The 21,947-nt window shown below is 39.3% G+C and carries 22 protein-coding genes; all 22 read right to left on the reverse strand.

All coding sequences use genetic code 11. The features are described 5' to 3' along the window. Window positions 1–77 precede the first annotated feature (77 nt). Complete coding sequence (locus tag ACGLXV_RS03095; protein ID WP_340903338.1) at window positions 78–968, reverse strand: acyl-ACP desaturase; 891 nt, start codon at window positions 966–968, stop codon at window positions 78–80. A gap of 128 nt (window positions 969–1,096) precedes the next feature. Next, a complete protein-coding gene (locus tag ACGLXV_RS03100) occupies window positions 1,097–2,110 on the reverse strand; it encodes an SIS domain-containing protein (protein ID WP_391557439.1) in 1,014 nt (337 codons plus the stop codon). A 12-nt stretch (window positions 2,111–2,122) separates the two neighbouring features. Then, on the reverse strand, window positions 2,123–3,136 hold the full coding sequence (locus ACGLXV_RS03105; RefSeq protein ID WP_391557440.1) for an SIS domain-containing protein: 1,014 nt from the start codon (window positions 3,134–3,136) through the stop codon (window positions 2,123–2,125). Between the two features lie 30 nt (window positions 3,137–3,166). Next, window positions 3,167–3,994, reverse strand: a complete 828-nt coding sequence (locus ACGLXV_RS03110) for a sugar phosphate isomerase/epimerase family protein (RefSeq protein WP_391557441.1) — start codon at window positions 3,992–3,994, stop codon at window positions 3,167–3,169. A gap of 78 nt (window positions 3,995–4,072) precedes the next feature. Beyond that, on the reverse strand, window positions 4,073–4,903 hold the full coding sequence (locus tag ACGLXV_RS03115) for a carbohydrate ABC transporter permease (RefSeq protein WP_391557442.1): 831 nt from the start codon (window positions 4,901–4,903) through the stop codon (window positions 4,073–4,075). A gap of 4 nt (window positions 4,904–4,907) precedes the next feature. Next, window positions 4,908–5,798: a carbohydrate ABC transporter permease gene (locus ACGLXV_RS03120; RefSeq protein ID WP_119707739.1), complete on the reverse strand. Its 891-nt coding sequence runs from the start codon at window positions 5,796–5,798 to the stop codon at window positions 4,908–4,910. A 56-nt stretch (window positions 5,799–5,854) separates the two neighbouring features. Further along, window positions 5,855–7,144: an ABC transporter substrate-binding protein gene (locus ACGLXV_RS03125; RefSeq protein WP_391557443.1), complete on the reverse strand. Its 1,290-nt coding sequence runs from the start codon at window positions 7,142–7,144 to the stop codon at window positions 5,855–5,857. Between the two features lie 115 nt (window positions 7,145–7,259). Then, complete coding sequence (locus tag ACGLXV_RS03130; protein ID WP_391557444.1) at window positions 7,260–8,096, reverse strand: PfkB family carbohydrate kinase; 837 nt, start codon at window positions 8,094–8,096, stop codon at window positions 7,260–7,262. Window positions 8,097–8,157: 61 nt separating this feature from the next. Next, window positions 8,158–8,886: a GntR family transcriptional regulator gene (locus ACGLXV_RS03135; RefSeq protein ID WP_391557445.1), complete on the reverse strand. Its 729-nt coding sequence runs from the start codon at window positions 8,884–8,886 to the stop codon at window positions 8,158–8,160. A gap of 377 nt (window positions 8,887–9,263) precedes the next feature. Next, complete coding sequence (locus tag ACGLXV_RS03140) at window positions 9,264–10,529, reverse strand: MFS transporter (protein ID WP_391557446.1); 1,266 nt, start codon at window positions 10,527–10,529, stop codon at window positions 9,264–9,266. A gap of 70 nt (window positions 10,530–10,599) precedes the next feature. Next, the gene (pobA, locus tag ACGLXV_RS03145) at window positions 10,600–11,817 is read right to left on the reverse strand and encodes a 4-hydroxybenzoate 3-monooxygenase (protein WP_391557447.1); all 1,218 of its coding nucleotides are present in this window, start codon (window positions 11,815–11,817) and stop codon (window positions 10,600–10,602) included. 54 nt (window positions 11,818–11,871) lie between these two features. Beyond that, window positions 11,872–12,723, reverse strand: a complete 852-nt coding sequence (locus ACGLXV_RS03150) for a DODA-type extradiol aromatic ring-opening family dioxygenase (protein ID WP_391557448.1) — start codon at window positions 12,721–12,723, stop codon at window positions 11,872–11,874. 22 nt (window positions 12,724–12,745) lie between these two features. Then, a complete protein-coding gene (locus tag ACGLXV_RS03155) occupies window positions 12,746–12,931 on the reverse strand; it encodes a 4-oxalocrotonate tautomerase (protein WP_119707733.1) in 186 nt (61 codons plus the stop codon). Window positions 12,932–12,959: 28 nt separating this feature from the next. Further along, window positions 12,960–13,748 (reverse strand): 2-keto-4-pentenoate hydratase, encoded by a 789-nt coding sequence (locus ACGLXV_RS03160; protein WP_391557449.1) that lies wholly within the window; start codon window positions 13,746–13,748, stop codon window positions 12,960–12,962. Between the two features lie 27 nt (window positions 13,749–13,775). After that, entirely contained in the window at window positions 13,776–14,786 is a 1,011-nt protein-coding gene (gene dmpG / locus ACGLXV_RS03165; protein ID WP_391557450.1) for a 4-hydroxy-2-oxovalerate aldolase, read from the reverse strand. An 18-nt stretch (window positions 14,787–14,804) separates the two neighbouring features. Next, the gene (locus ACGLXV_RS03170) at window positions 14,805–15,689 is read right to left on the reverse strand and encodes an acetaldehyde dehydrogenase (acetylating) (RefSeq protein ID WP_391557451.1); all 885 of its coding nucleotides are present in this window, start codon (window positions 15,687–15,689) and stop codon (window positions 14,805–14,807) included. Between the two features lie 18 nt (window positions 15,690–15,707). Beyond that, the gene (locus ACGLXV_RS03175) at window positions 15,708–16,493 is read right to left on the reverse strand and encodes a 2-keto-4-pentenoate hydratase (protein ID WP_391557452.1); all 786 of its coding nucleotides are present in this window, start codon (window positions 16,491–16,493) and stop codon (window positions 15,708–15,710) included. Window positions 16,494–16,510: 17 nt separating this feature from the next. Next, window positions 16,511–17,974 (reverse strand): aldehyde dehydrogenase, encoded by a 1,464-nt coding sequence (locus ACGLXV_RS03180; RefSeq protein WP_119707728.1) that lies wholly within the window; start codon window positions 17,972–17,974, stop codon window positions 16,511–16,513. A 185-nt stretch (window positions 17,975–18,159) separates the two neighbouring features. After that, window positions 18,160–18,684, reverse strand: a complete 525-nt coding sequence (locus ACGLXV_RS03185) for a 3-phenylpropionate/cinnamic acid dioxygenase subunit beta (protein WP_391557453.1) — start codon at window positions 18,682–18,684, stop codon at window positions 18,160–18,162. Then, on the reverse strand, window positions 18,681–20,030 hold the full coding sequence (locus ACGLXV_RS03190; protein ID WP_391557454.1) for an aromatic ring-hydroxylating oxygenase subunit alpha: 1,350 nt from the start codon (window positions 20,028–20,030) through the stop codon (window positions 18,681–18,683). Before ACGLXV_RS03190 ends, ACGLXV_RS03185 begins: the two co-directional genes overlap by 4 nt. A 25-nt stretch (window positions 20,031–20,055) precedes the next feature. Next, window positions 20,056–21,360, reverse strand: coding sequence for a TRAP transporter large permease (locus tag ACGLXV_RS03195; RefSeq protein ID WP_391557455.1), 1,305 nt, complete (start codon window positions 21,358–21,360; stop codon window positions 20,056–20,058). After that, a complete protein-coding gene (locus ACGLXV_RS03200) occupies window positions 21,357–21,920 on the reverse strand; it encodes a TRAP transporter small permease (protein WP_391557456.1) in 564 nt (187 codons plus the stop codon). The genes ACGLXV_RS03195 and ACGLXV_RS03200 overlap by 4 nt, the downstream gene beginning before the upstream one ends. Between the last annotated feature and the right edge of the window lie 27 nt (window positions 21,921–21,947).

The raw sequence follows: 21,947 nt of genomic DNA on the forward strand, positions 1-21,947 counted from the left end.
CTTACTCTTTCCTTCGTTTCCTTTTTACATATCTCGCATTGTGTTGTCATGACATGATCCTTCCTTACCTCTTGCTTTTATTTTTTCGCTAATTGACGTTCTTTAATTCTCTTTAAACGCCCATGATATTTCATAATATTTGCTTGTGATTGTTTTGCTTCCTCAGTAGTAGGCTGAAGGTTTTCAATATCCCAATACGTTACAACCACGTCTAATACTTGATCAAAATACTGTAATGGACCGTAATTCGCTTCTAGCGCTATTGTTTTCATTCTCTCATTAAAATCTGGCATAACGGCACCTGGCATAGAAAAATTGATAATTACATCTTCGAAAAATACAAGGAAATTAGGATCAAGTTCCAGATGTGCTTTCACCGTATCACGATAGAACGCATAATGAAGAGCTTCGTCTTTAGCTAGTCTTCTTAGCAAAGTTGCCAAATCTTTATCGTGAGGACTAGCAATTTTTGCGACATTATTATAAAAAACTAGAGTAGCTAACTCTTGCAAAGAAGTATAAGCCATCGTTGCTAATGGGTTAGTGAAGTCAGGGAACCAACCACTTTCAACCATTCGCTTTCTTAGTTCATGTAACCGTTTCGGATCTACGTTACGAGTCACCAATAAATAGGTTTCAAGTAAACTAGAGTGTTGGTCTTCCTCTGCCGTCCATGTGCGAACAAAATCATTAATGACTTCCATAGAGTTTTTAAAAGTATAATCCAAATGAGATGTATACCAAGGCAAATTCACTTCTGTTAGTAATGCTGTCTCAATCGCTACAATAACGGCTTCAGGAAGAGTGACTTGACTTTTATCCCAAGGAACTCTCTTAAAGGACATCGCCTTGTCCCACGGTATAAATTCATGGTAACTCCAGTCAATATTAGCCGACCGTTCCTTATGTAATTGATATAATTCCTTAATTTTTGGTTCTAAGCGTGTATCCAAATCTGAATTTAACATCGATTAACCCCTTACATTTTTTACTTTCTAGCTTTAATAAGTGATTTTAACAGAATTTTTCGATAAGATAAAGAAATATGAATAATAAAAAACTGTAGACACAAGGAATGCCTACAGTTTTAGGATAGTTAGAAAGGAACTTTTTTATAGTATCTTCTTGTCGTGAGAGGATGGTTTCTTACTTCTTCCAAATGACAGCTGATTCTTTCTAATAGAGTAGCTAATATGATAGGCGATAAAAACGGTCTAAATGGCTCTGATATTCCTTCGAGTGGATAATCTTTCGTATCAAACACGGTTAATTCCTTTGAAAAGTGGTTCGCAAAGCGTTCCACTCTTTCCGTCAGAGAACGTACTCTTCCTTCTCCTTTTAACAATAGGATACTTGTATCTTCTTCTACTAACTCAAGTGTTCCATGGAAGAAATCAGAGGCGTGAACGGGCCGAGTCTTAATCCACTGCATTTCTTCTAAAATACACATGGCATAATAGTAGGTTTGCCCCCAATCAATTCCCGCTCCAGAAAGGATATGATACGGAGTGTCTTTATGCTTTTGTGCAAACTCTTTTGCCCGATTTTCCGAAGCTTCCTTCACCTTCAATAAAGCTTCTGGTAACATTTTCAGCTCTTCCATCCATTGATGATATTCAGGGAACTCCTGTCTCTTATACATTAACCGAAAAGCGATGAGGAACGATTGGAGGTAGAATGATTCACAAGATGTGTCATCCTCTGCAAAATTGATAAAAGAATAATCTGTTACTACAGTAAGCGGTGTTTTCGCATGACCCACTAAACCAATTGTGGTGGCACCCTTCTCTTTACAAAATTTCGCAGCTTCCACCGTTTCTTTTGTTGTTCCTGACAAGGATGGCAGAATAACTAAGGAATGCTCATTTAAATGCTGATGATCCATAACCATTAATTCAGAAGATATTTCTGTAAAAACCGGTAAAGTTGAGTGATTCTTCAAAATGTATTCTGCAGCATACATTAAGATGGCAGCTCCACCTGTACCAACAAAGAATACATTTTTTATTCCTTTTGTGACTAATTCATCTATCACTACGTCTAATTCGTCTTTTAAACCGATAGCCCCATTTTGAATACGTAAAAACCTGTCTCTGTCAAAGTTAAACATGGCTTCCCCCCCTTAGTACTCCATTTTACGGTAATATCTTCTTAGCTCTAAAGGATGGTTTCTTTCCCTTTCCAGATACACACTAATCTGACCAGTTAATGCCCAGTTTACATTGACAGCAAAAAACTTTCGAAACTTTTCACTAATACCTTCTAACGGATAATCCTTTGTATCAATGATAAATAATTCTTTTGTTATTTTTTCAGCAAATCTTTCTACTCGATCTACCAGCGGCCGTGTTTCATCTTCACCCTTAAACAAGATGACACTTGTATCTTCCTCCACCAGCTCTAATGTCCCGTGGAAAAACTCTGCCGCATGAATCGATTTTGATTTAATCCACTGCATTTCTTCCAAGATACACATAGCATAAGAGTAAGTATTTCCCCATAGATTCCCTGCTCCAACTAACATATGGTATCCGGTATCTTTGTGTTTAATGGCAAATTGCTCTGCACGAGGGTCAAACGCTTCAACAGCGTGAACAATTCCTTGTGGAAGAAGTGCTAACTCTTTTGTAAATTGTTCATAGTCAGGGAATTCTCCATGATTATAAATGAAACGAGCAGTAAGCAATTGGAGGTGAACGAAGAACGTATCAAAGGAATGCTTTTCCCTACCTGTCGAAATGCAGTAATCCACAGCATTAGCTAAAGGAGTATCCGGGATGGCTACTAAACCGATGGTCGTCGCCCCTTTTTCTTTACAGAACTCTGCTGCCGCTACGGTTTCTTTTGTTGTACCAGTGACAGAAGCAAATATGCAAACAGAGTCCTTTGTTAAATGACGATTGTTCATGACAATTAGCTCAGCTGCAATCTCTGCATGAACATCCAAACTCGAGTTCGATTTAAAAATATACTCATAAGGATACATCATCGCAACCGTTCCACCAGATCCAATCAAAAAGATGTTTTTAAAACCCTTATTTGAAATTTCATCTACGATTCTTTCGATTTCACCTTTCTTTGCCATTCCTTCCTCTCCAACTAACTGTAAAAATAGATTTGAATCAAATTTTAACATGACAATCCCTCCACATTTTTTATGAAATAATTAGTTTATATAAGGAGCTAACGTTTTAAGAGATTTCTCAATTGCTTCGTTTGGATTCAGCAAATACTCTGTTGAAGTAAATTCGAGAGTAAGCGCACCTTGGTAATCGTACTGGACCAGTGATTGAATATAGCTTTCTAATGGAAGATCCCCATCTCCCCAGGCTAAATGCCCGGCTGGTTTTCCATCAATAAAATGAATATGCGCGAGTTCCAACTGTTCAAAATAGGTTGCTAAGTTCTCCCCTTCAACGGACATAGGGATAGTATCAACCATCCCTTTTAAATAAGGAGAAGAAACCTCATTAAGAAGTTCTGTTAAATCAGGTAATGTATTTACAATATTCGACTCCACTTTTTGCAATGGCTCTAACGCTAAAACGATTCCTTCTTTTTCAGCATAGTTTGAGAGAATGTCTAGAGAGGCTTTTGATCTATTTAATGCCACTTCATTGCTTTCATTTCGGTATCCCCAGCCAGCAGTTACTAAAACCATAGGACTTTCTAATTCCACTGCCGCATCAATTGACTTTTGAAAATAACGGATACTTCTCTCTCTAATTTTTGGTTCTTTTGCAGCTAGATTGATTGGATACATACATTGTTCTGGAGTAAAACATACAACTGTTAATTCTCGTTGATGAATTTCCCCTCTGATTCTACGAATATCCTGTAATGACAGATCCTCGACATACATATGCGGAGATGCTCCCCATACTTCAATTTGCTGCAATTCAAACTTCACCATAGCATCCAAAAAGTATTCAAATGGATAATGTAGATAATGGAAGTTCATACCCGTGATCTGTTTTCTGGAAATTTTCTTCATTTACTCCCCTCCTAATGGTATATACCATTTATATTCGTCTATATTAGTAAAAAATACCAATATAGACACTTATATATTTTATCCTTTCACACCACCTGCCGATATCCCACGGACAAATTGTTTTTGAAAGATAATATACGCGATAATCATCGGTAGGGCAGAAATAGCTAATCCCGCCAACTGAATTCCGAAGTTAGTATTTAATTGACTTCTTAAATTCATCAAACCTACTGGAATGGTTCTAAGACTTGAATCCTCAATAAAAACCAACGCGAACATGAACTCATTCCAAACATTCATGGCAGTTAAAAGAGCACAAGAAGCAATAATTGGTTTTCCCATTGGTATAACGATATTCCAGTACACTTTCCATCGATTACACCCATCAATAATAGCTGCCTCTTCAAGCTCTTTAGGAATCGATAAAAAATACGATCTCATTAAAAAAATAGCAAATGGCAGTTGGAAGGCAACATATGGAATGATTAACGCTCCATACGTATTATAAAGTCCAACTCCTTGTAGCAGCTTGTATAGAGGAATCAGACTGACTTGTGGCGCAAGCATTAAGCCACTTAAAATAATGATTAATAAAATATTCTGTCCTTTAAAGCGAAATCTACTTAAGCCATAAGCTGCCATTGACCCAAACAGTAATACGGTAATGACCGAAACCACAGTAATAAACACACTATTAAAAAAGTACTTTCCGATACCCGCATCCCATGCAGCTATATAATTCTCCCATACCCATTCCTCAGGAAGTGACCAGGTGTTTAAAAAGAAATCACTATTTGTTTTTAATCCGCTTAAGGCTAGCCAAATAATTGGATAGATAATCACTAAGGAAAACAAACTAAACCACACCAAAATGATCACTTGAAAGATTCTATTTTTTATGATTATCATTCGTTTATTCCACCTCCTGTCCCGATTTTCCCAGCTTCATTTGGATGAGGGATAGGGTCAGGGTGATGATAAAAATAATCGTCCCGATCGTGGATGCATAGCCCATTTCATCGTTACGAAAAGCTGAACGGTACAACATCGTTCCAAGAACCTCTGTTGATCTTCCCGGTCCACCGAACGTCATCACATACACCTCATCAAAAACCTTGAAAGCTCCAATTACCGTAATGACGCTACCAACCAAAATCATTTCCTTTATTTGTGGTAATGTTATATGAAAAAACGAGTTAATCTTTGAAGCACCATCAATCATCGCGGCCTCATAATATTCCATCGGGATTTTCTGCATGGCAATAAGAAAAAGCATGGTCATATATCCTGTATATTGCCACTGCGACACGGCAACCACAGCATATATGGCTGTTTTACTATCTCCTAACCAGGAATGAGCCCACTCCGATTGTCCAATGGCATTTAACACACCATTCACTAAACCGATTTCCGGATTATAGATCAGCTGCCACATTAACCCGACCACGGCAATGGATATAACAGAAGGAATAAAAAACACAGTTCTAAAAAAAGGTTGAAACCTTCTAATCAGCTTATCTTCTAAAATGGCGGCTATTATAATTCCCCCACCGACCTGACAGATCAATGAAATAATCGCGTAAAGGGAATTATTTTTCAATGCGGTAAAAAACACTGGATCTTTAAAAAGCCTTACGTAGTACTCGAAGCCGACGAACGTTTTTCCTGCCTCAAAGGAATTCCACCTAAAAAAACTGTTGTATAAATTAAGTACAATCGGCAGAAATACAATAAACAGGATTAGAAGGAGTGCTGGCAAAATAAAAAGGAATGCCGTTCGGCCGTTTCTATATGTTTCTTTCATCCTTCTCCCTCCTATGAGGGGGCAAGTAATCAGATTGACTACCTGCCCTGTTCTATTTATTCCACTTCACTCTGCACTTGTTTAGCTACAGCTTGAACTTCTTTAATAATCTCTTCTGGAGATTTGGAGCCATCGAGAAGTAGTTGAATGTTTGATAAATACACGTCTGCCACTTTCGCATGAACATCTGTATCCAGCCACTCAGCCATTCCTTCCGCTTGCTTCATGTAATCCACACCTTCTGCCACTTGCTTTAGAGCAGTGTCTGGGTTCGTAGCTCCTTCAATTGGACTCGGCCAACCAATATCCTTCACAAGTTTTAACGAATTTTCTTTACTTGTTAAAAACTTTAAAAACTCCACTGCTTCTTTTGGATGTTTAGACTTTGAAGAAACAATAAATCCATCTGGAGCACCAGTAATATAATTTCGACTTCCATCTCCATCAGCTATAGCAGGCATCGGGAAAAATCCCCAGTTCCCTTTCAAGGCGTTTTCAACATCTTGAAATTCTTCCAATTCCACGTAGAAAATAGCCCCTTTTCCTGCAAAGAACATTTGCTTTACCATATCGTGGGAACTAGAATTTACGTTTTCCATAAAATAGCCTTTTTCGTTCAATTCTGCTAGCAGTTCCATCGCTTTTACGTAGCCTGAATCTGTGAACTCTCCTGAACGAGGATTATAATCGTTCATTCGAACTTCCTGATCCACCATCTTTTGGTTCAGTCCCGTTAAGTAGTGAATAGCTGCCCAAGGGCTTTCATTTCCTAACATGAGTGGTGTTTCGCCTTCTTCTTTTAAGGTGTCGAGAACATTTAAGAATTCATCCCATGTTTTAGGTGCTTGTAGACCATGCTTATCAAAAATCTCCTTATTATAAACAAAGAACTTTCCATTGAATCTTAGAGGAATTCCGTAATTTTTCCCATCAGAAGAAAATGGTTGCAGGGAAGCCGGAATAAAACTATCTTTCCAGGCTGCGTCTTCTTCCAAATACGGGGTAAGATCTAAGGCTGCATCGGCTCGAACAAATTTCCTAGCAAATTCACCTGACCAAGAGAACATAATGTCTGGAACCTCGCTTCCCCCAAGAATAACGCGAAGTTTATCTTTGATCGGTTCGTCAGCGATGGCTTCCATCTTGATTTTAATATCTGGATTTTGACTTTCGAATTCTTTTACAACTTCTTCAAAATAAGGGGCGTATTCTGGTTGAGGCCATTTATGCAAAAATTTTAAGACAATCTTATCCGATTCATCTTCATTTGATGAGGTAGAACTGGAACAACCCGTAATGACCAATGCCAACATAAGCATAAATACAATTAATATTTTTGTTCTCATTCATTGACCCTCCTTATAGTTTTAAGCATAAAATCTTAAAGGTTTTAGCCTTCCAAAACCACACCACCCCCGTATTCTTATCTATCTATGATTCTTAAATCCTTTTAAAAAGAATTTAGAATTCAATACCAAACCCAAATGCCCCGTCTACTAAGCATGTCTGAGCGGCAAATTTCGCTCCTGCTTCAAGGCTTTGTTTGATCAACTGATCCTCATTCACCTTTATCTTCTTCCCTATTAAGTACTCAAGGATAAAAGCCGTGAAAAAAGAATCTCCTGCGCCAAGAGTATCCACTGGTTTGACATAATGGGGCTTCTGTTCAAAAAAGTTTGTCCCGTTAAACACCATTGCTCCTCTAGAACCCATCGTCCCAATAGCCATCGAACTTCCTAAGGAACACACGAAAGTTAACAGATCTTTTACTTCATCTGTTTGTAATTGACCACACGAGAGAAGACTAATATCTACATGAGGGCAAACGCCTTTTAAAACGCTTTCATTATAATCGGTCGAAAAATCGAAGGAAACAAGAATACCAGCTGCCTTTAACTTGTGTAGTTCTCCTTCCATTGCGCTATAGATGCTGCTATGTGCTAATTCAAATGTTTGTATATAATCCAAATCTTCTTGTGTGAGAATGATAGGATGAGTATTTTGCACACCTCCATCATTCCCTCCGATAAATACTCTGTCCCCATCCACAAGATCGACCGCAGCAAAGCCATTTTCTCCAGGATGCTGCCGACAATGGGAAATATCGATCTTCAAATGGTTTAGCGTTTCAATGATATGACTTGCAGCTTTATCATCTCCAAAAACACCTAAATATGCTGCATCTACTCCTAGTTGCTTAGCATAGACGCTTAAGTTAAGTGCATTTCCTCCTGGATACATGATTCTCTTATACATATACTTATCCACCACATTATCTCCAACCCCAATGACTCTCATTACTTTCCCCTCCCCTTACCTTTTAATGGTATATACCATTTTTGCTAACCTGAAATGAACGTCATTTCAGATGTAACTCGGAATAAAATCTAACAATGTCACTTCTAGTTAGTGATGTTGAAAATTCGATTGATTGGCCCTGGTCATCGTAGGCAACAGCTTCACGTAATACACATGGACTCTCGGATCGAATTCTAAGCAATTTACTGTCACTTTCTTCTGCTAGTTTCACCTTCATATATTCTTTGGCCTTTACTAACGTAATACCATATTCGCTTTCTAACATTTGATAAAGCGAATGATTGTTTGTAATTCGGTGATCAATGCCTGGACAATATTTATAAGGAATAAAGGATTCTTCAATAGAAATAGGGATTCCATTCACATTTCGCAAACGCTTAATGATAACAATTTCTTCACCAACTGGGATATGTAGCTTATTAGCAATACCTGGTTTTGCTGGACTCTTTTTAATAGAAAGCACTTGGGTACTTGGTGTTAACCCCTTGCCCAACATCGTCCTTGTAAAGCTATTAAAAGTAATAAAATCCATTTCAATTTTATAATTAGAAATAAAGGTTCCTGCACCAACTCTTCTTTCCACTACTCCTTCTCTTTCTAATATGGAAAGAGTATGTCTTGCTGTCATCCGGCTGATTCCATATTGTTCAGCTAATTCCCTCTCAGATGGGAGCTTATCTCCATGCTTTAGTTTCCCGCATTCAATATCATCAATGATTTTGTCTTTTAACTGTTGATAAAAAGGTGTTTCTTCTTCCCCTTTATACATTTCCTCACCTGCTTCAAATGGTTAAATACTTTGCTAGTTCTATTTACATTATATAGTAAAATCCAATTCACTGTCCTTTGCTTTTCGAAAGCATATTTGGTATATACCATTTTTAGTAAGTAGGAAATTCAAAATCTGTAGAAGAAGTAATAAATAGGTGATTGATAGGATTTGATTGCAGGATCCTTTGAAAGCGATTACAACTTTGTTAAATTTAGAATAGTTCAAATATTCAGTGTTGTCAACAAAACCATAGAATCTTTTTCAACTTTTCCATCAACAATTTCCAACATTATTTTTAAAGTAAACTCTTTCTCTCTTTCCCAAAAGAAAAAGCCGTGATCTAATTGGATCACGACCTATTATAATAGGTTTTATTAAATGTTTACATTTACCTCGTTCATAGACGTTTCTTTATCACCCGACACTTTAACAGGAGCTGTTTCCTTTAAGGCAAATGATAATAGGAAGAATATTAGAGCAGCTCCACTGGCAAGCCATAACGGGGCGTACAAACTGTATTTGTCTGCTAAAACTCCCGCAACGATCGGGCCTAAAGTGCCTCCAATAATCTCTCCAGTTAAAACAATAACTGCTATCGCAGTGGCCGCAAACGTTCTTGGTACTGACTCAGAGGGAATAATGGCTAGATAAAGCGGCTGACCTCCGAATCCGATAGCTAGTATGAAAACAGAAATAGCTAGTAAGGCGAAATTACTATGAAAATTAGCAATGGCTAACGGTAGGAAAATAGCTATAAACGTCACAGGCGTGATGACCGCTTTACGCCCTACCTTATCGGATAAAAACGGAATAAATAACTGCCAAAAGAACATGGCAATTCCTAAAACACCTAAAACAATTCCGTATTGTGCTTCACTGTATCCAGAAACTCCTGATAAGAATAATGGCATAAAGCTAGTGAACACCAATAAATACATCATGTAAAAAATAGCTATCAGCATACCTACCCATACGTTTCTTGTTTTAAAAACACTTTTATATTCACTAAAGGTTGGTTTTTCCTGCTTTTCTCCACTTTTTCCAGATGAATGTAAGAGTGGCTCCCTCATATAAAACATTAATATGATTGCAAGAATTACGCCAGGAATTGCAAGAGCAAAGAAGGAATAGCGCCAATTCGTCGCCGCTGCAATGGCCACGACCAGGACAGGCGCAATCGCATTTCCTAGTAGCGGTCCAGAGCTTTGAATAAAGCCCATGTTAAATCCTCTTCGTTTAGGAGTAGATTCTGCCATGATCGAAGACTGAACTAATGGAATAACCGGCCCCTCAGATGCTCCCATTAATAGTCTAACAAGGATGAGGGAGCCAAGTCCTCCAACAAGTCCAGAAGTAAAGGTTGCCGCAGAAAAGATAAGAATAAAAACAATTAAGGTCTTTTTCTTTTTTCCAAGAAAGTCAGATAAACTAGCAAATAATAAAGTTGAAAATCCCCAAGCAATAGAGGTCGCTCCAACAATCATCCCCATTTGCGTGTTATTCAGACCTAACTCCGGTGCGACAAAAGGGAATAAGTAGATAATGCTAAGCCGATCCATAAATACCAAGCCAAAAACCAAAAACAAAACGAATAATATACCATTTTCATATCGAAAAAATGATTGTTTCTCTTGACTCATAGCCTAACACCCCTTTTATTATTCCATCTCCTAAATGGACTCCCCTTCACCCTTTGAAATGTCTTTTACATTAGTTTAGGATTTGCTGATTAAACTTTAAACCTTCAAACTCCATCGGCAAGCCAACATAATTTTCGGCCAAACTTCTTGCAGCCGCCTTGGAAGAAGTAACATAGTCTAGCTCAGCGATTTGAATTCCATATTCGTACGGAGTCTGTTCAACATTTCTATGAAGCATCGTTGTCATCCACCAGGAAAATCGCTGGGCTTTCCATACTCTTTGCAAACAAATAGAAGAGTAACGTTCTAAAGTATCTTCGTTTCCTGAATGATAAAATTCGCTGATTCCTTTCGCTAATACTTGAATATCGGCCACTGCTAGATTCAGCCCCTTTGCACCAGTTGGCGGTACAATATGTGCGGAATCACCAGCTAGAAATAATCTTCCATACTGCATCGTTTCACAAACAAAGCTTCTCATTGCAACAATATTTTTCTGAATAATCGGTCCATCAATCATTTTCCATCCATCTGAAGTATCCACCCTTGCATGTAGCTCGGACCAAATTCTGTCATCTGACCAATTCGCAATATCATCTTTTGGATCAACTTGAAGGTAGTGGCGTTGAATCTTAGGGGTACGAGTACTTAATAGTGCAAAGCCTCGGTCGTGGTGAACGTAGATAAGTTCTGTATGTACTGGTGGAGTTTCGGTAAGAATTCCTAGCCAACCAAAAGGGTAGATTTTTTGTTTTTCTACTCTTTCTTCTTTTGGTATCGCTTGGCGGCTTGGTCCATGAAACCCATCACAGCCTGCAATGAAATCGCATTCAATTTGTTCTACCTCAGTCCCATTTTCCTGTATGAAGCTAATAGTTGGAGAGTTCGTCTCAACATCGTGGAGCTGAACATCTTTTACGTTAAAGTAGATCTTTCCACCAGCCTTTAGGCGAGCTTCAAGCAAGTCCTTAATCACCTCATGTTGAGGATAAAGCATAATTCTCTTTCCATCGGTCAATTCATTCATATCAATTCTATGTCTGCGGCCATTAAACTGAAGTTCAATTCCATGGTGAATATGCCCTTCTCTCATCATCCTACTTCCAATTCCTGTACTATTAAGCAAATCAACTGTACCTTGCTCGAGCACTCCTGCACGAATCGTACCCTCAATTTCTTCCTTCGATCGATTTTCAAGAATAATAGAGTCAATTCCTTGAAGATGCAGGAGATGGGACAGCATTAATCCAGCTGGCCCCGCTCCAATGATACCTACTTTCGTTCGCATAAAATCACCTTCCTTTTATTGTTAACGCTTTCACAACTGCTAATTAAATGACATTTATTTCTTTACCGCTTTACTATCTTCCATTGCTTCCAAGCCTACGACCTTTTTGGAATCAAAGGTTAGTAATACGTTCCAACTTCCAGACGATTGCCCATCTGCTAAGTATGCAACCTCATCATCCTTTTGAAGCATGCTAAACAACATAGCTAGATGGCGTCCACCAGACTCAACTCTTGCCATCCTTGCATATTCAGGTAACATATCGTAAGCAGATTGATAGTCTTTGTTCATTACGAACTCGATGAATTGCTTATCTAGAGAGTGCTCCGCAACGGTTGGCTTATTATGTCGGCCACGCACTAAATTATGAGATAAAGCGCCACTCGATACAAAAACGACCTTTTTTTCGGTTGCATGCAAGACTTTAGCAATCTCTTGACCCCATTTATATGTTTCTTCAATACTAGCAGCAAGAGTAACTGATAGATTAATGATAGGAATATCTTCTTTCGGTACAAGATACCTAAGTGGGACAACTGTTCCGTAATCCCAAATATAATAGGGATCATTTACTCCTTGTACTTGTAAACCAGCATTCACTCCAGCTTGCACAAGCTGGTTTGCCAAATCAGCATCTCCTGGATAATAATATGGAATATCCTTAATTAGATCGGGAGCTTCATAGGCTGTTAAAATCCCTTTGTGCTCAGGTGTGCAATCTACATAATGGAAGAAAGTAGATGGCCAATGGCAGGATACTAACACAATGACATCGGGAGCAATTCTTTCAATATCTTTTGCCACCTCTTTTAATCCTTCTACCATGTTTCTTTGAAAATCCGGGACTGCATCTTCATGACAGATACTTGGAACATGTGGAACTAAAGTACATAACTCAATTGTCATAATGAACCTCCTATAATAGTCCTTACGATTTTGACTTTGGCACTCCTGCTACTCCCCAATGAGTTTTCGGAATCTCAGTCACTAACACTCGAATACTCTCTTTTGGAGCGTCCAATGTTTCAGCAACTGTATTTGTAATATTCTGAATCACTTCTGCGATTTTCTCCTTTGGCCTGCCTTCCATCATTTGAACTTGAATGATTGGCATAAGATGCCTCCTCTCTCATATTGTATAACTAATCTGTCACTACGAAAGATACTTCACCTAATCCATCGAACCGGCCGGTGACAACATCTCCTTTTTCTAGCAAAATGGCACTGGTAATCGCTCCAGATAAAATCACATCGCCCTTACGAACCTTCTCTCCTCTACGAGAAAGCATATTTGCTAGCATCGCAATCGCTTCCGCTGGGTGGCCAAGTACAGCCGCTCCTGCACCTAGTTCCTTTATTTCACCATTAATAGAAAGTGTCACTCCTAATAAATCAAGATCAAATTTGTCTGGCTTATGAAAAGATGTACCGAAAACGACTCTAGATGTGGAAGCATTATCAGCAATTACATCTGGTAAAGTAAATTGGAAATTGACATACCGACTGTCAATCAGTTCAAGAGCTGGAATAACATATTCTGTTTTTGACAACACTTCTGCTGCTGTCACGTTTGGTCCTTCAATGTCCTCTCCAATTACAAAAGCAATCTCTGCTTCTACTTTTGGGTGAATCATGTCCTGTAGATGAACCTTTCCACCATTTTCAATCAACATATAATCAAACACATATCCATAGATGGGCTCATTTACTTTCATTTGCTGCATCTTTGCTTTGCTAGTTAAGCCCATTTTAGGTCCGACGATTCTTCTCCCTTCTTCTAGCTTAATTTTAACGAGCTCCTGTTGGACGAGATATCCTTCCTCCACAGAAAGATCCGGCTTGATATTCTCAGTTACTTTCACGACCTCCCGTTTCTCTATTTCTCCGGCAATCAAATATTTAGCAATCTCTTTATATTCCACTGTCGCCATTACATTTCCTCCTTATAATCCCGCCGTTTATAGTTTTTTGGCAAGTTCAGCTGCAACATCAAGAATCATATCTTCCTGACCGCCAACCACTTTCATTTTTCCAAGCTCAACGAGAATATCACGCGAATCAATTCCAAATTTTCGTGCTGCTGCCTGAGCGTGTAATAGAAAGCTAGAATAGACGCCTGCATACCCTAGCACCAAACCGTCTTTTGTGATTTCTTGTGGTTTTTCTAAGATAGGAGCAACGATTTCCTCCGCTACATCCATCATTTTGTATAGATCAACACCCGTTTGGATACCTAACCGGTCGAGCACCGCTACGAGTACTTCGGTCTGTGTGTTTCCTGCACCGGCACCAAGACAGCGGATGCTTCCATCAATCCTTCTGGCACCTTCTTCAATCGCGGTAATACTGTTTGCCACTGCTAAAGATAAGTTGTTATGGGCATGAAACCCAATATCAATCGAAAGACTTTGTCGAAGGGCACGGATTCTCTCCTTCACTTCATGTGGTAAAAGAGTTCCCGCAGAATCAACCACATAAACTGTATCCGCACCGTAACTCTCCATAAGCTTTGCTTGCTCCACCAACTTTTCCGTTGGAGCCATATGAGACATCATCAAGAATCCTACTGTTTCAAGACCTAAATCTTTCGCAAGAGCAATATGCTGCGGGGCCACGTCGGCCTCTGTCACATGAGTCGCCACTCTCACCATCTTGGCACCAAGCTGTGCCGCATGCTTTAATTCTTGCTTCGTTCCGATTCCAGGAATAAGAAGAACAGAGATTTTTGCCTTTTTTACTGTTGCAGCCGCTGCTTCAATTAATTCCATTTCATTCGTTCGAGAAAATCCATATTGCAAAGAGGACCCACCTAATCCATCTCCATGTGATACTTCAATATAAGGAACATTTGCCTCATCCAACCCCTTTGCCACTTGAGTGACCTGCTCCACTGTGAATTGATGTCGTATCGCATGACTACCATCTCTTAAAGCAACCTCCGTCAGTATTACATCACGTTTCGCTTCCATTTTTGCTCCTCCTTTCTTTTATACAATTGCTTGTGAAATTTTACGTTTTGCCCATTCTTCCGCCACTTTTACAGCAGCTGCTGTCATAATATCCAGATTTCCAGAATACTTCGGCAAATAGTCACCTGCACCTTCTACCTCAATAAATACAGTCACATGGTTTCCGTTAAAGATAGGTTCCTGTCTTAATTTATATCCAGGTACATATTCTTGGACTTGTTTTTCCATTTCTTTGATGGAACGAGTAATCCCCTCTTCATCCACCTGATCGCCTTTTACTAAAACATGGATGGTGTCTCTCATCATGATCGGAGGCTCGGCTGGATTTAGGATAATGATCGCTTTCCCAACTCTTGCACCACCAATTTTTTCAATTCCACGGGCTGTCGTTTCTGTAAATTCATCAATATTTGCCCTTGTTCCCGGACCTGCACTTTTACTAGAAATCGTTGCGACAATTTCCGCATATTCCACTGATTGGACAGAGTGAATCGCATGAACCATTGGAATTGTTGCCTGCCCCCCACACGTAATCAGATTAATATTATCTGCGTCCACATGCTCTTTAATATTTACGGGCGGGACAACAAGTGGCCCAACTGCTGCTGGTGTTAAATCAAGCACCTGTTTGCCTGCCTCTCGCAAAAGCTTTGCATGCCGTATATGTGCTTTCGCTGACGTTGCATCAAATACAATATCGGCCAGTTCTGGGCGTTCTAAGAAACCATTTATACCACTATCAATCGTTTCATACCCAAGCTCTCTCGCTTTTCTTAACCCGTCAGAATCAGGATCAATTCCAATTACCGTCGTTAACTCTAGAACCTCTGACCGCCCAAGCTTTATCATAAGATCTGTACCGATATTTCCTGATCCAAGAATCGCCACCTTCACTTTCCCCATAAAACCCATCCTTTCCTATTAAAAATGAACTTTTACTTCCCCAAGATGAGCAAATCTAGCAGAGAATGTATCTCCAGCTTGTGCATCTGCAGCTGCCGATAGGGCGCCCGATAAAATGATTTCTCCTGCTTTCAGAGGAATACCAAATTCAGACAATTTGTTTGCTAGCCAAGCAACACATGTAGCTGGGTTTCCAAGAGCGGCAGCTCCCACTCCGGTGTTCACGATTTCATTGTTTTTCGAAAGCACCATACCAAGCAATTCGAGATTGATTTCGTCTACCTTCGCTTTTCTTTCTCCAAGTACGTAAAAACCGGAAGATGCGTTGTCTGCAATCGTATCAGGAAGCTTAATCTTCCAATCTTTCACTCTACTATCAACAATTTCGAGTGCGGGTACAATATAATCCGTTGCCTGAAGTACATCGAGTGTTGTTACATTTGGCCCTATTAAGTCCTTTTTTAGAACAAAGGCGAGTTCGGCTTCTACTTTTGGTTGCAAAACTTTTTCGATCGAAATCCTACCCCCATTTGTTACTTCCATGCTGTCTAGCAAATGACCATAGTCAGGTTCATCAACCCCGAGAAGCTTTTGCATAGCAAGTGAGGTGAGTCCGATTTTCTTCCCAATAATTTTTTGTCCTTGTTCCACTTTCATCTGAATATTTTCTAGTTGTATATGATAAGCTTCCGTTACAGATAGACTTGGATCTAATATCGTAAGGGGATTGGTTCCTACTCCCGTCTTTTCAGCATCCGCTAAAAGTGCAGCATATTCTTTTATTTTATTTGTTACAATGGACATTTCCTTTCCCACCTTTCCTACAGCTTGATCGTAATATTGGACAATTCAGAGTAGAAATCAAGACTATGCATTCCTCCGGTTCTACCAATTCCACTATTTTTCATTCCGCCAAATGGAGTTCTTAAATCTCTTAGGAACCATGTGTTTACCCAAATAATCCCCGCTTCAATTTGATGAGCAACTCGGTGTGCACGACGTAGATCATTTGTCCAGATGGTTGCACTTAACCCGTAATGTGTATCATTTGCTTGCATGATCACTTCTTCTTCCATATCAAATGGCATAACCGTTACAACGGGTCCAAATATTTCTTCACGAACACAACGAGAATTACGATCAAGACCAGTTATTATTGTTGGCTCTAGGAAATACCCTTTTTCCATTCCTTCTGGTCGCTTACCACCTGTAAGAATATTCGCTCCATCATTCCGAGCAATCTCGATATAGCTATTTACTCTCTCGTAGTGTTCCTTACTAACTAACGCACCTACATTTGTCGCTTCAGCAAGAGGATCACCCACTTGTAATTCTCTTACTTTTTCAGCGAATTTATTAATAAACTCATTGTAAATTGGTCGTTCTACGTAAATGCGAGAGCCACAAAGGCAAACTTCCCCTTGATTAATGAAGCTAGATTTAATCGTTGTCTCAATCACTTCATCGATATCAGAATCAGCAAAAATGATATTTGGATTTTTCCCGCCTAACTCATACGACAGCTTTTTCAAAGAGTCAGCTGCAGCTTTCATAATACTAGCACCAGTGCTTGGTTCCCCTATGAAGGAAATGGCATCAATATCTGGGTGTTCGGAGATCGCTCCACCAGCAGAATTTGGACCAAAACCGTGTACTAGATTTACGACTCCATCTGGAACACCTGCCTCTTTACAAATCTCCATAAGTACCGTTGCTGTCATCGGAGTCCATTCTGCCGGTTTAATAACCGCCGTGTTCCCCATGCCAAGGCAAGGAGCCAGCTTCCAGGTGAGAAGTAATAATGGGAGATTCCATGGCTTAATAATTCCGACAACCCCTACTGGTCGACGGTAAGCATAATGAATCGCTTGGTCATCCTGTTGATACGCATCCGTTCCAACAGACGTAATATAATCGGCGAAAAAGTGAAAATTATACGCTGCACGCGGAACATCAATTTTGTTTGCTAATGAAAATGGCTTCCCCGTGTCCAATGATTCTAACATCGCCAATTCTTCTTGCCTTTCAAGAATCAAATCACCAATGCGACGAAGGATTTTGGAGCGCTCAACCAAAGTCATCTTTTTCCACGGGCCATTCAATGCTCTTCTTGCTGCACGAACAGCAAAATCTACCTCCTCTTTTCCTCCTTCTGCCACTGTGCCTAAGACTTCTTCTGTTGCTGGATTGATATTTTCAAAGGTTTTATGGTTCTGAGATTCAACAAATTGTCCGTTAATAAAATGTAAGCAATTGATCGCTTTCACTTTTGTTTCTACCTGCATGCTGTGTATCCTCCTAATAATAAATTATTTTTATTAACTACATGGTAACGCTTACTCTCAGCACCAACAACGCTCTTGTTGCTCTATATGCAACAATCTGTATTTTTTTGAAAATTTAATTAAAATGCCTCCTTTTTATCAGGAGGCTGTGTAATAATGAATTTTTTTAAGGAAATTAGTATTTGCTAAAGAAACATACTCATATTCATTGTAGTGATTACTGATTGGTCTGGGAAAATCGTACGTGAGGAAATTTTCCACACACCATTTACTTTTCGAATAATATCATTTCTCTCCCCAAACATTTGCTCAATATCAGTCGTAGAGGCTCTGCTTCTCATAAATAAGAAATAGCTTCTTACATGGTACTCGTCTTCCTTTTCCGTTCCCTCTACGATTACATTTGTTATAAAATGTCGCTGCCTAGTTGCCGGGTTTTCTACCCAAGCAGATTTCGTATACAAGCGGTTTACTCTAGTAGTTAGAGAGACCTTCGTTTCTTCAAAGAAAGCCATATCTTTAGAAATATCATCCACTCCAACACCTTCTACTGTTTCTCTCAAAGGCATCCTATATACGAGGTCATCAGTGAGTAATTCCAACCACTCCTTATATTTTCGATTGTCAAGGAAATACGCTTCTCTGTTTAGTAACGTCGTGATCTCAAGGTGAAGTTCGGGTGTCACCATTTTCTGAACATCTAGATTCATCTATTAACCTCCTCTTTAAAGAGTCCCTTAGAGATCAGCTCAAGCCACTGTTCGTGCATCCTTCTTGATAAGGCGTCAATATACGTCGTTGGATAAGCAGTCCCCGGTCCAGGGAAATTCTCGTCCGGATCCACGTGCGAGTACCCCATTAAATAATTGCTCACACTATTGTAATTCAAGCTTTTGTCTCTCATCATTAAGCCTTTACTTACTTCAACGATTCGGGCCCATGTTTCCGTATCATCTTGTTCTAATGTTCCACTTGGACCGAATGAACCTAGATATCCTCGATAGGCAGCTTCTTTATATTCCTCAGGTGCTGCCTCATCAATTAAAAACCAGCACCAAACCTCTACCTTATCTGGTCCAAGCGGTCTCCACATTCGAAAGTTCAAGTAGTTATGTAAGTGACCTTCCGTTCCGTGAATGGGACTTACAAATGATAGATTTGGATAAACTCCCCCCACGAAAACAGTGACTTTCGATTGAACATCTAACTGTTCAGGGGTTAAATGCTTCTCAAACAATGGCCACATAGATTCGGGCATTCCTTGGAAAGGTACTCTTGCTTTTCCTGTCTTTGAGGTTATCACATTAATTCCATGTGCATTTTTCATCACCACTTGATGTCCATAGCCAGCATATAGAGGATCTTCCGGACTAATTCCCATTTCAACCGTGGAGCGGTGAGTCGTTTGCACATGATACGGATCAGCAGCAAAGTTTTCAGCCGTCGCCTTCCAATTTGCTTTCGCTACCCAGCGCTGTGGAAGACCTCGCACTTCCATCCCGCCACTTCTGCCAAGAAGAATATCTAAGTACCACTTCATCTCCCCTAGATAATCCTCTAGAGGTTCCGCATTTATATCAAGATTTCCAAAGATCATTCCTTGATACATTTCAACTTGGGGGATCGGTCTTAACCCCCACTCTGATTTATCCATTTCTTCCCCATACACTTTGTTTCCGGCCACAATCCCCACTAATTCGCCGTTCAAATTATAGCTCCATCCATGATAAGGACAAGTAAAGGTTTTTTTATTCCCTCGATCAGCTGTACATAACTGTGTTCCACGATGGGTACATGAATTTAAAAATGCTTTAATTTCACCTTCACGAGTTCTAACTAATAGAACCGGATCATTAACCATCCAGCGTGTCACATAACTTCCTGGATCTTTGATTTCCGTTTCGTGGCCAAGAAACTGCCATGAATGTCCATAAATCTTTTCAATTTCAAGCTCAAATATATCTGGATCCGTTAACACCCATTGTGGAAGTAAGCCTTCATCCATTTTTTCTTTTAATAAGTGAAATGCTTTTTCATCTAGTGTTTTTTTGATCATATGGCCCACTCCTCTTTTACGTTCTCTATTCAATCAAACCTGGTAGGAATGTTACAATTTCAGGAAAAATAACTAAAACAATCGTAAAAGCAACCATGGTAAGAATAGCAGGTATTACACCTTTAAAAATTTGCTGAATGGGAACATCTTTTACGAAGCCACTAATAATATAAACACTTAATCCGAGAGGCGGTGTAAGAACCCCAATATTGAGTACCATCACTATGATAATCCCGAACCATAATCCATCAAATCCTAATTGAGTAATCAAAGGATAAACAATGGGCAGAGTGAGTACCATTATGGCAATTCCCTCTAAAAACATTCCTAAAATAAAGTAGACTACAAGAATCATAGCCATGATAAGATAAGGAGAAACGTCTAGTGATCCGACCGTTGTTGTTAAATACATCGGTATTTGGCTTAACGCTAAGAACTTTCCGAATAACGATGCTCCAATCAGAATTAAAAACAGCATAACCGTCAATCGGATCGATTCATCTAAGGATGAAATGAGCCCTTTAAAACTCAATCGTTTTGTTAATAGAGTTAGGAAAAAGGCACCAATGGCTCCAATTCCACCAGCCTCACTTGGAGTGAAAACCCCAAAGTAAATTCCCCCGATACTAATCGCAAATATCAAAAGAAAAGGCCAAACACTTTTTAAAGAGGAAAATTTTTCCTCTATGGTCGCCTTTTCCATTTTAGTTGGGGCAATAGAAGGGTCTAAGCGGACTTGAATGTTGATCATAAGCATAAAAAGAAGGGTCATGATGATTCCCGGTACTAATCCCCCAATTAATAGAGGACCGATTGGTTCAGACGTTAATGCTCCATATAAAATTAAGATAACACTAGGAGGAATTAATATCCCCAGAGTTCCACCGGCTGCAACTGCTGCCGTAGAAAAGGTCGTCCGGTAATTGTACTCTTTCATTTCAGGAATCGTAATCTTCGCCAAAGTAGCCGTAGTTGCATTGGAAGAGCCAGATATGGCAGCAAAAATGGAGGCGGCACCGACTGTTGCAATCGCAAGACCACCACGAAAATGGCCAATCCACTTATCAACTGCATTAAACAGATCCTTTCCTAATCCCGTGTTAGACATAAACATTCCCATTAATATAAACAATGGAATAACACTTAACCCATAGTTATTAGAAGTACCAAAAGCAGAGGAGCCAAGCTGTGACACTCCGACCTGCCAGTCAGAAAGCCACGATACACCTAAAAACCCTACTAAAAATAATGAAAGACCTACAGAAACCCTTAATAAGATGAGAACCAAGAGTAGCACAATTCCTAGTACTCCTATCATTTCTGGACTCATTTTTTCACCACCCTTAGGAAAGATTTTAACGAATCAACAAGATACGTTAATGTAAAACAAACCGCACCGACTGTGGCAAAAGTAACGAACAGATAAAGTGGTAAACCAAGATCTCCACTTAATTCATTTCCGAAATAAATCCTCTTTGTATACTCGAATAATTGCCAAGAGGTTAAGGACATAAGGATAAATAATATGAGGGAAGTAAGGGCATAAAGTGCGTGTTGAACCTTTGCGGGCATCATATTCGTTAAAAAGTCGATTTCAATATGATCTTTTTTCAGTTGTGCCGAACCAAGACTAAAAAAGATGATCATGGCTAGTGCCAATCCTGTTAGTTCGTACGTTCCCGTAATAGGCTTATTAAAAAAATATCGACCAAACACATCTGCCGTCGTAAGAAACATTAATAGAAACAAAATGATACTTGAAACTTTATGAAGAACATTATTTAAAGTAGAAACGACTTTCTCGAATGGATGAATAACTTTTTCTAAAAAGGAAACTTCGTCAAGAGCCGAAGCTCTCAACGAAACATCCTTTCTTACTTCTTGTTCCATTACCTACACCTCCAATTAGGAAGACTA

The organism is Robertmurraya sp., assembly GCF_036676585.1.
Classification (GTDB): Bacteria; Bacillota; Bacilli; order Bacillales; family Cytobacillaceae; genus Robertmurraya_A.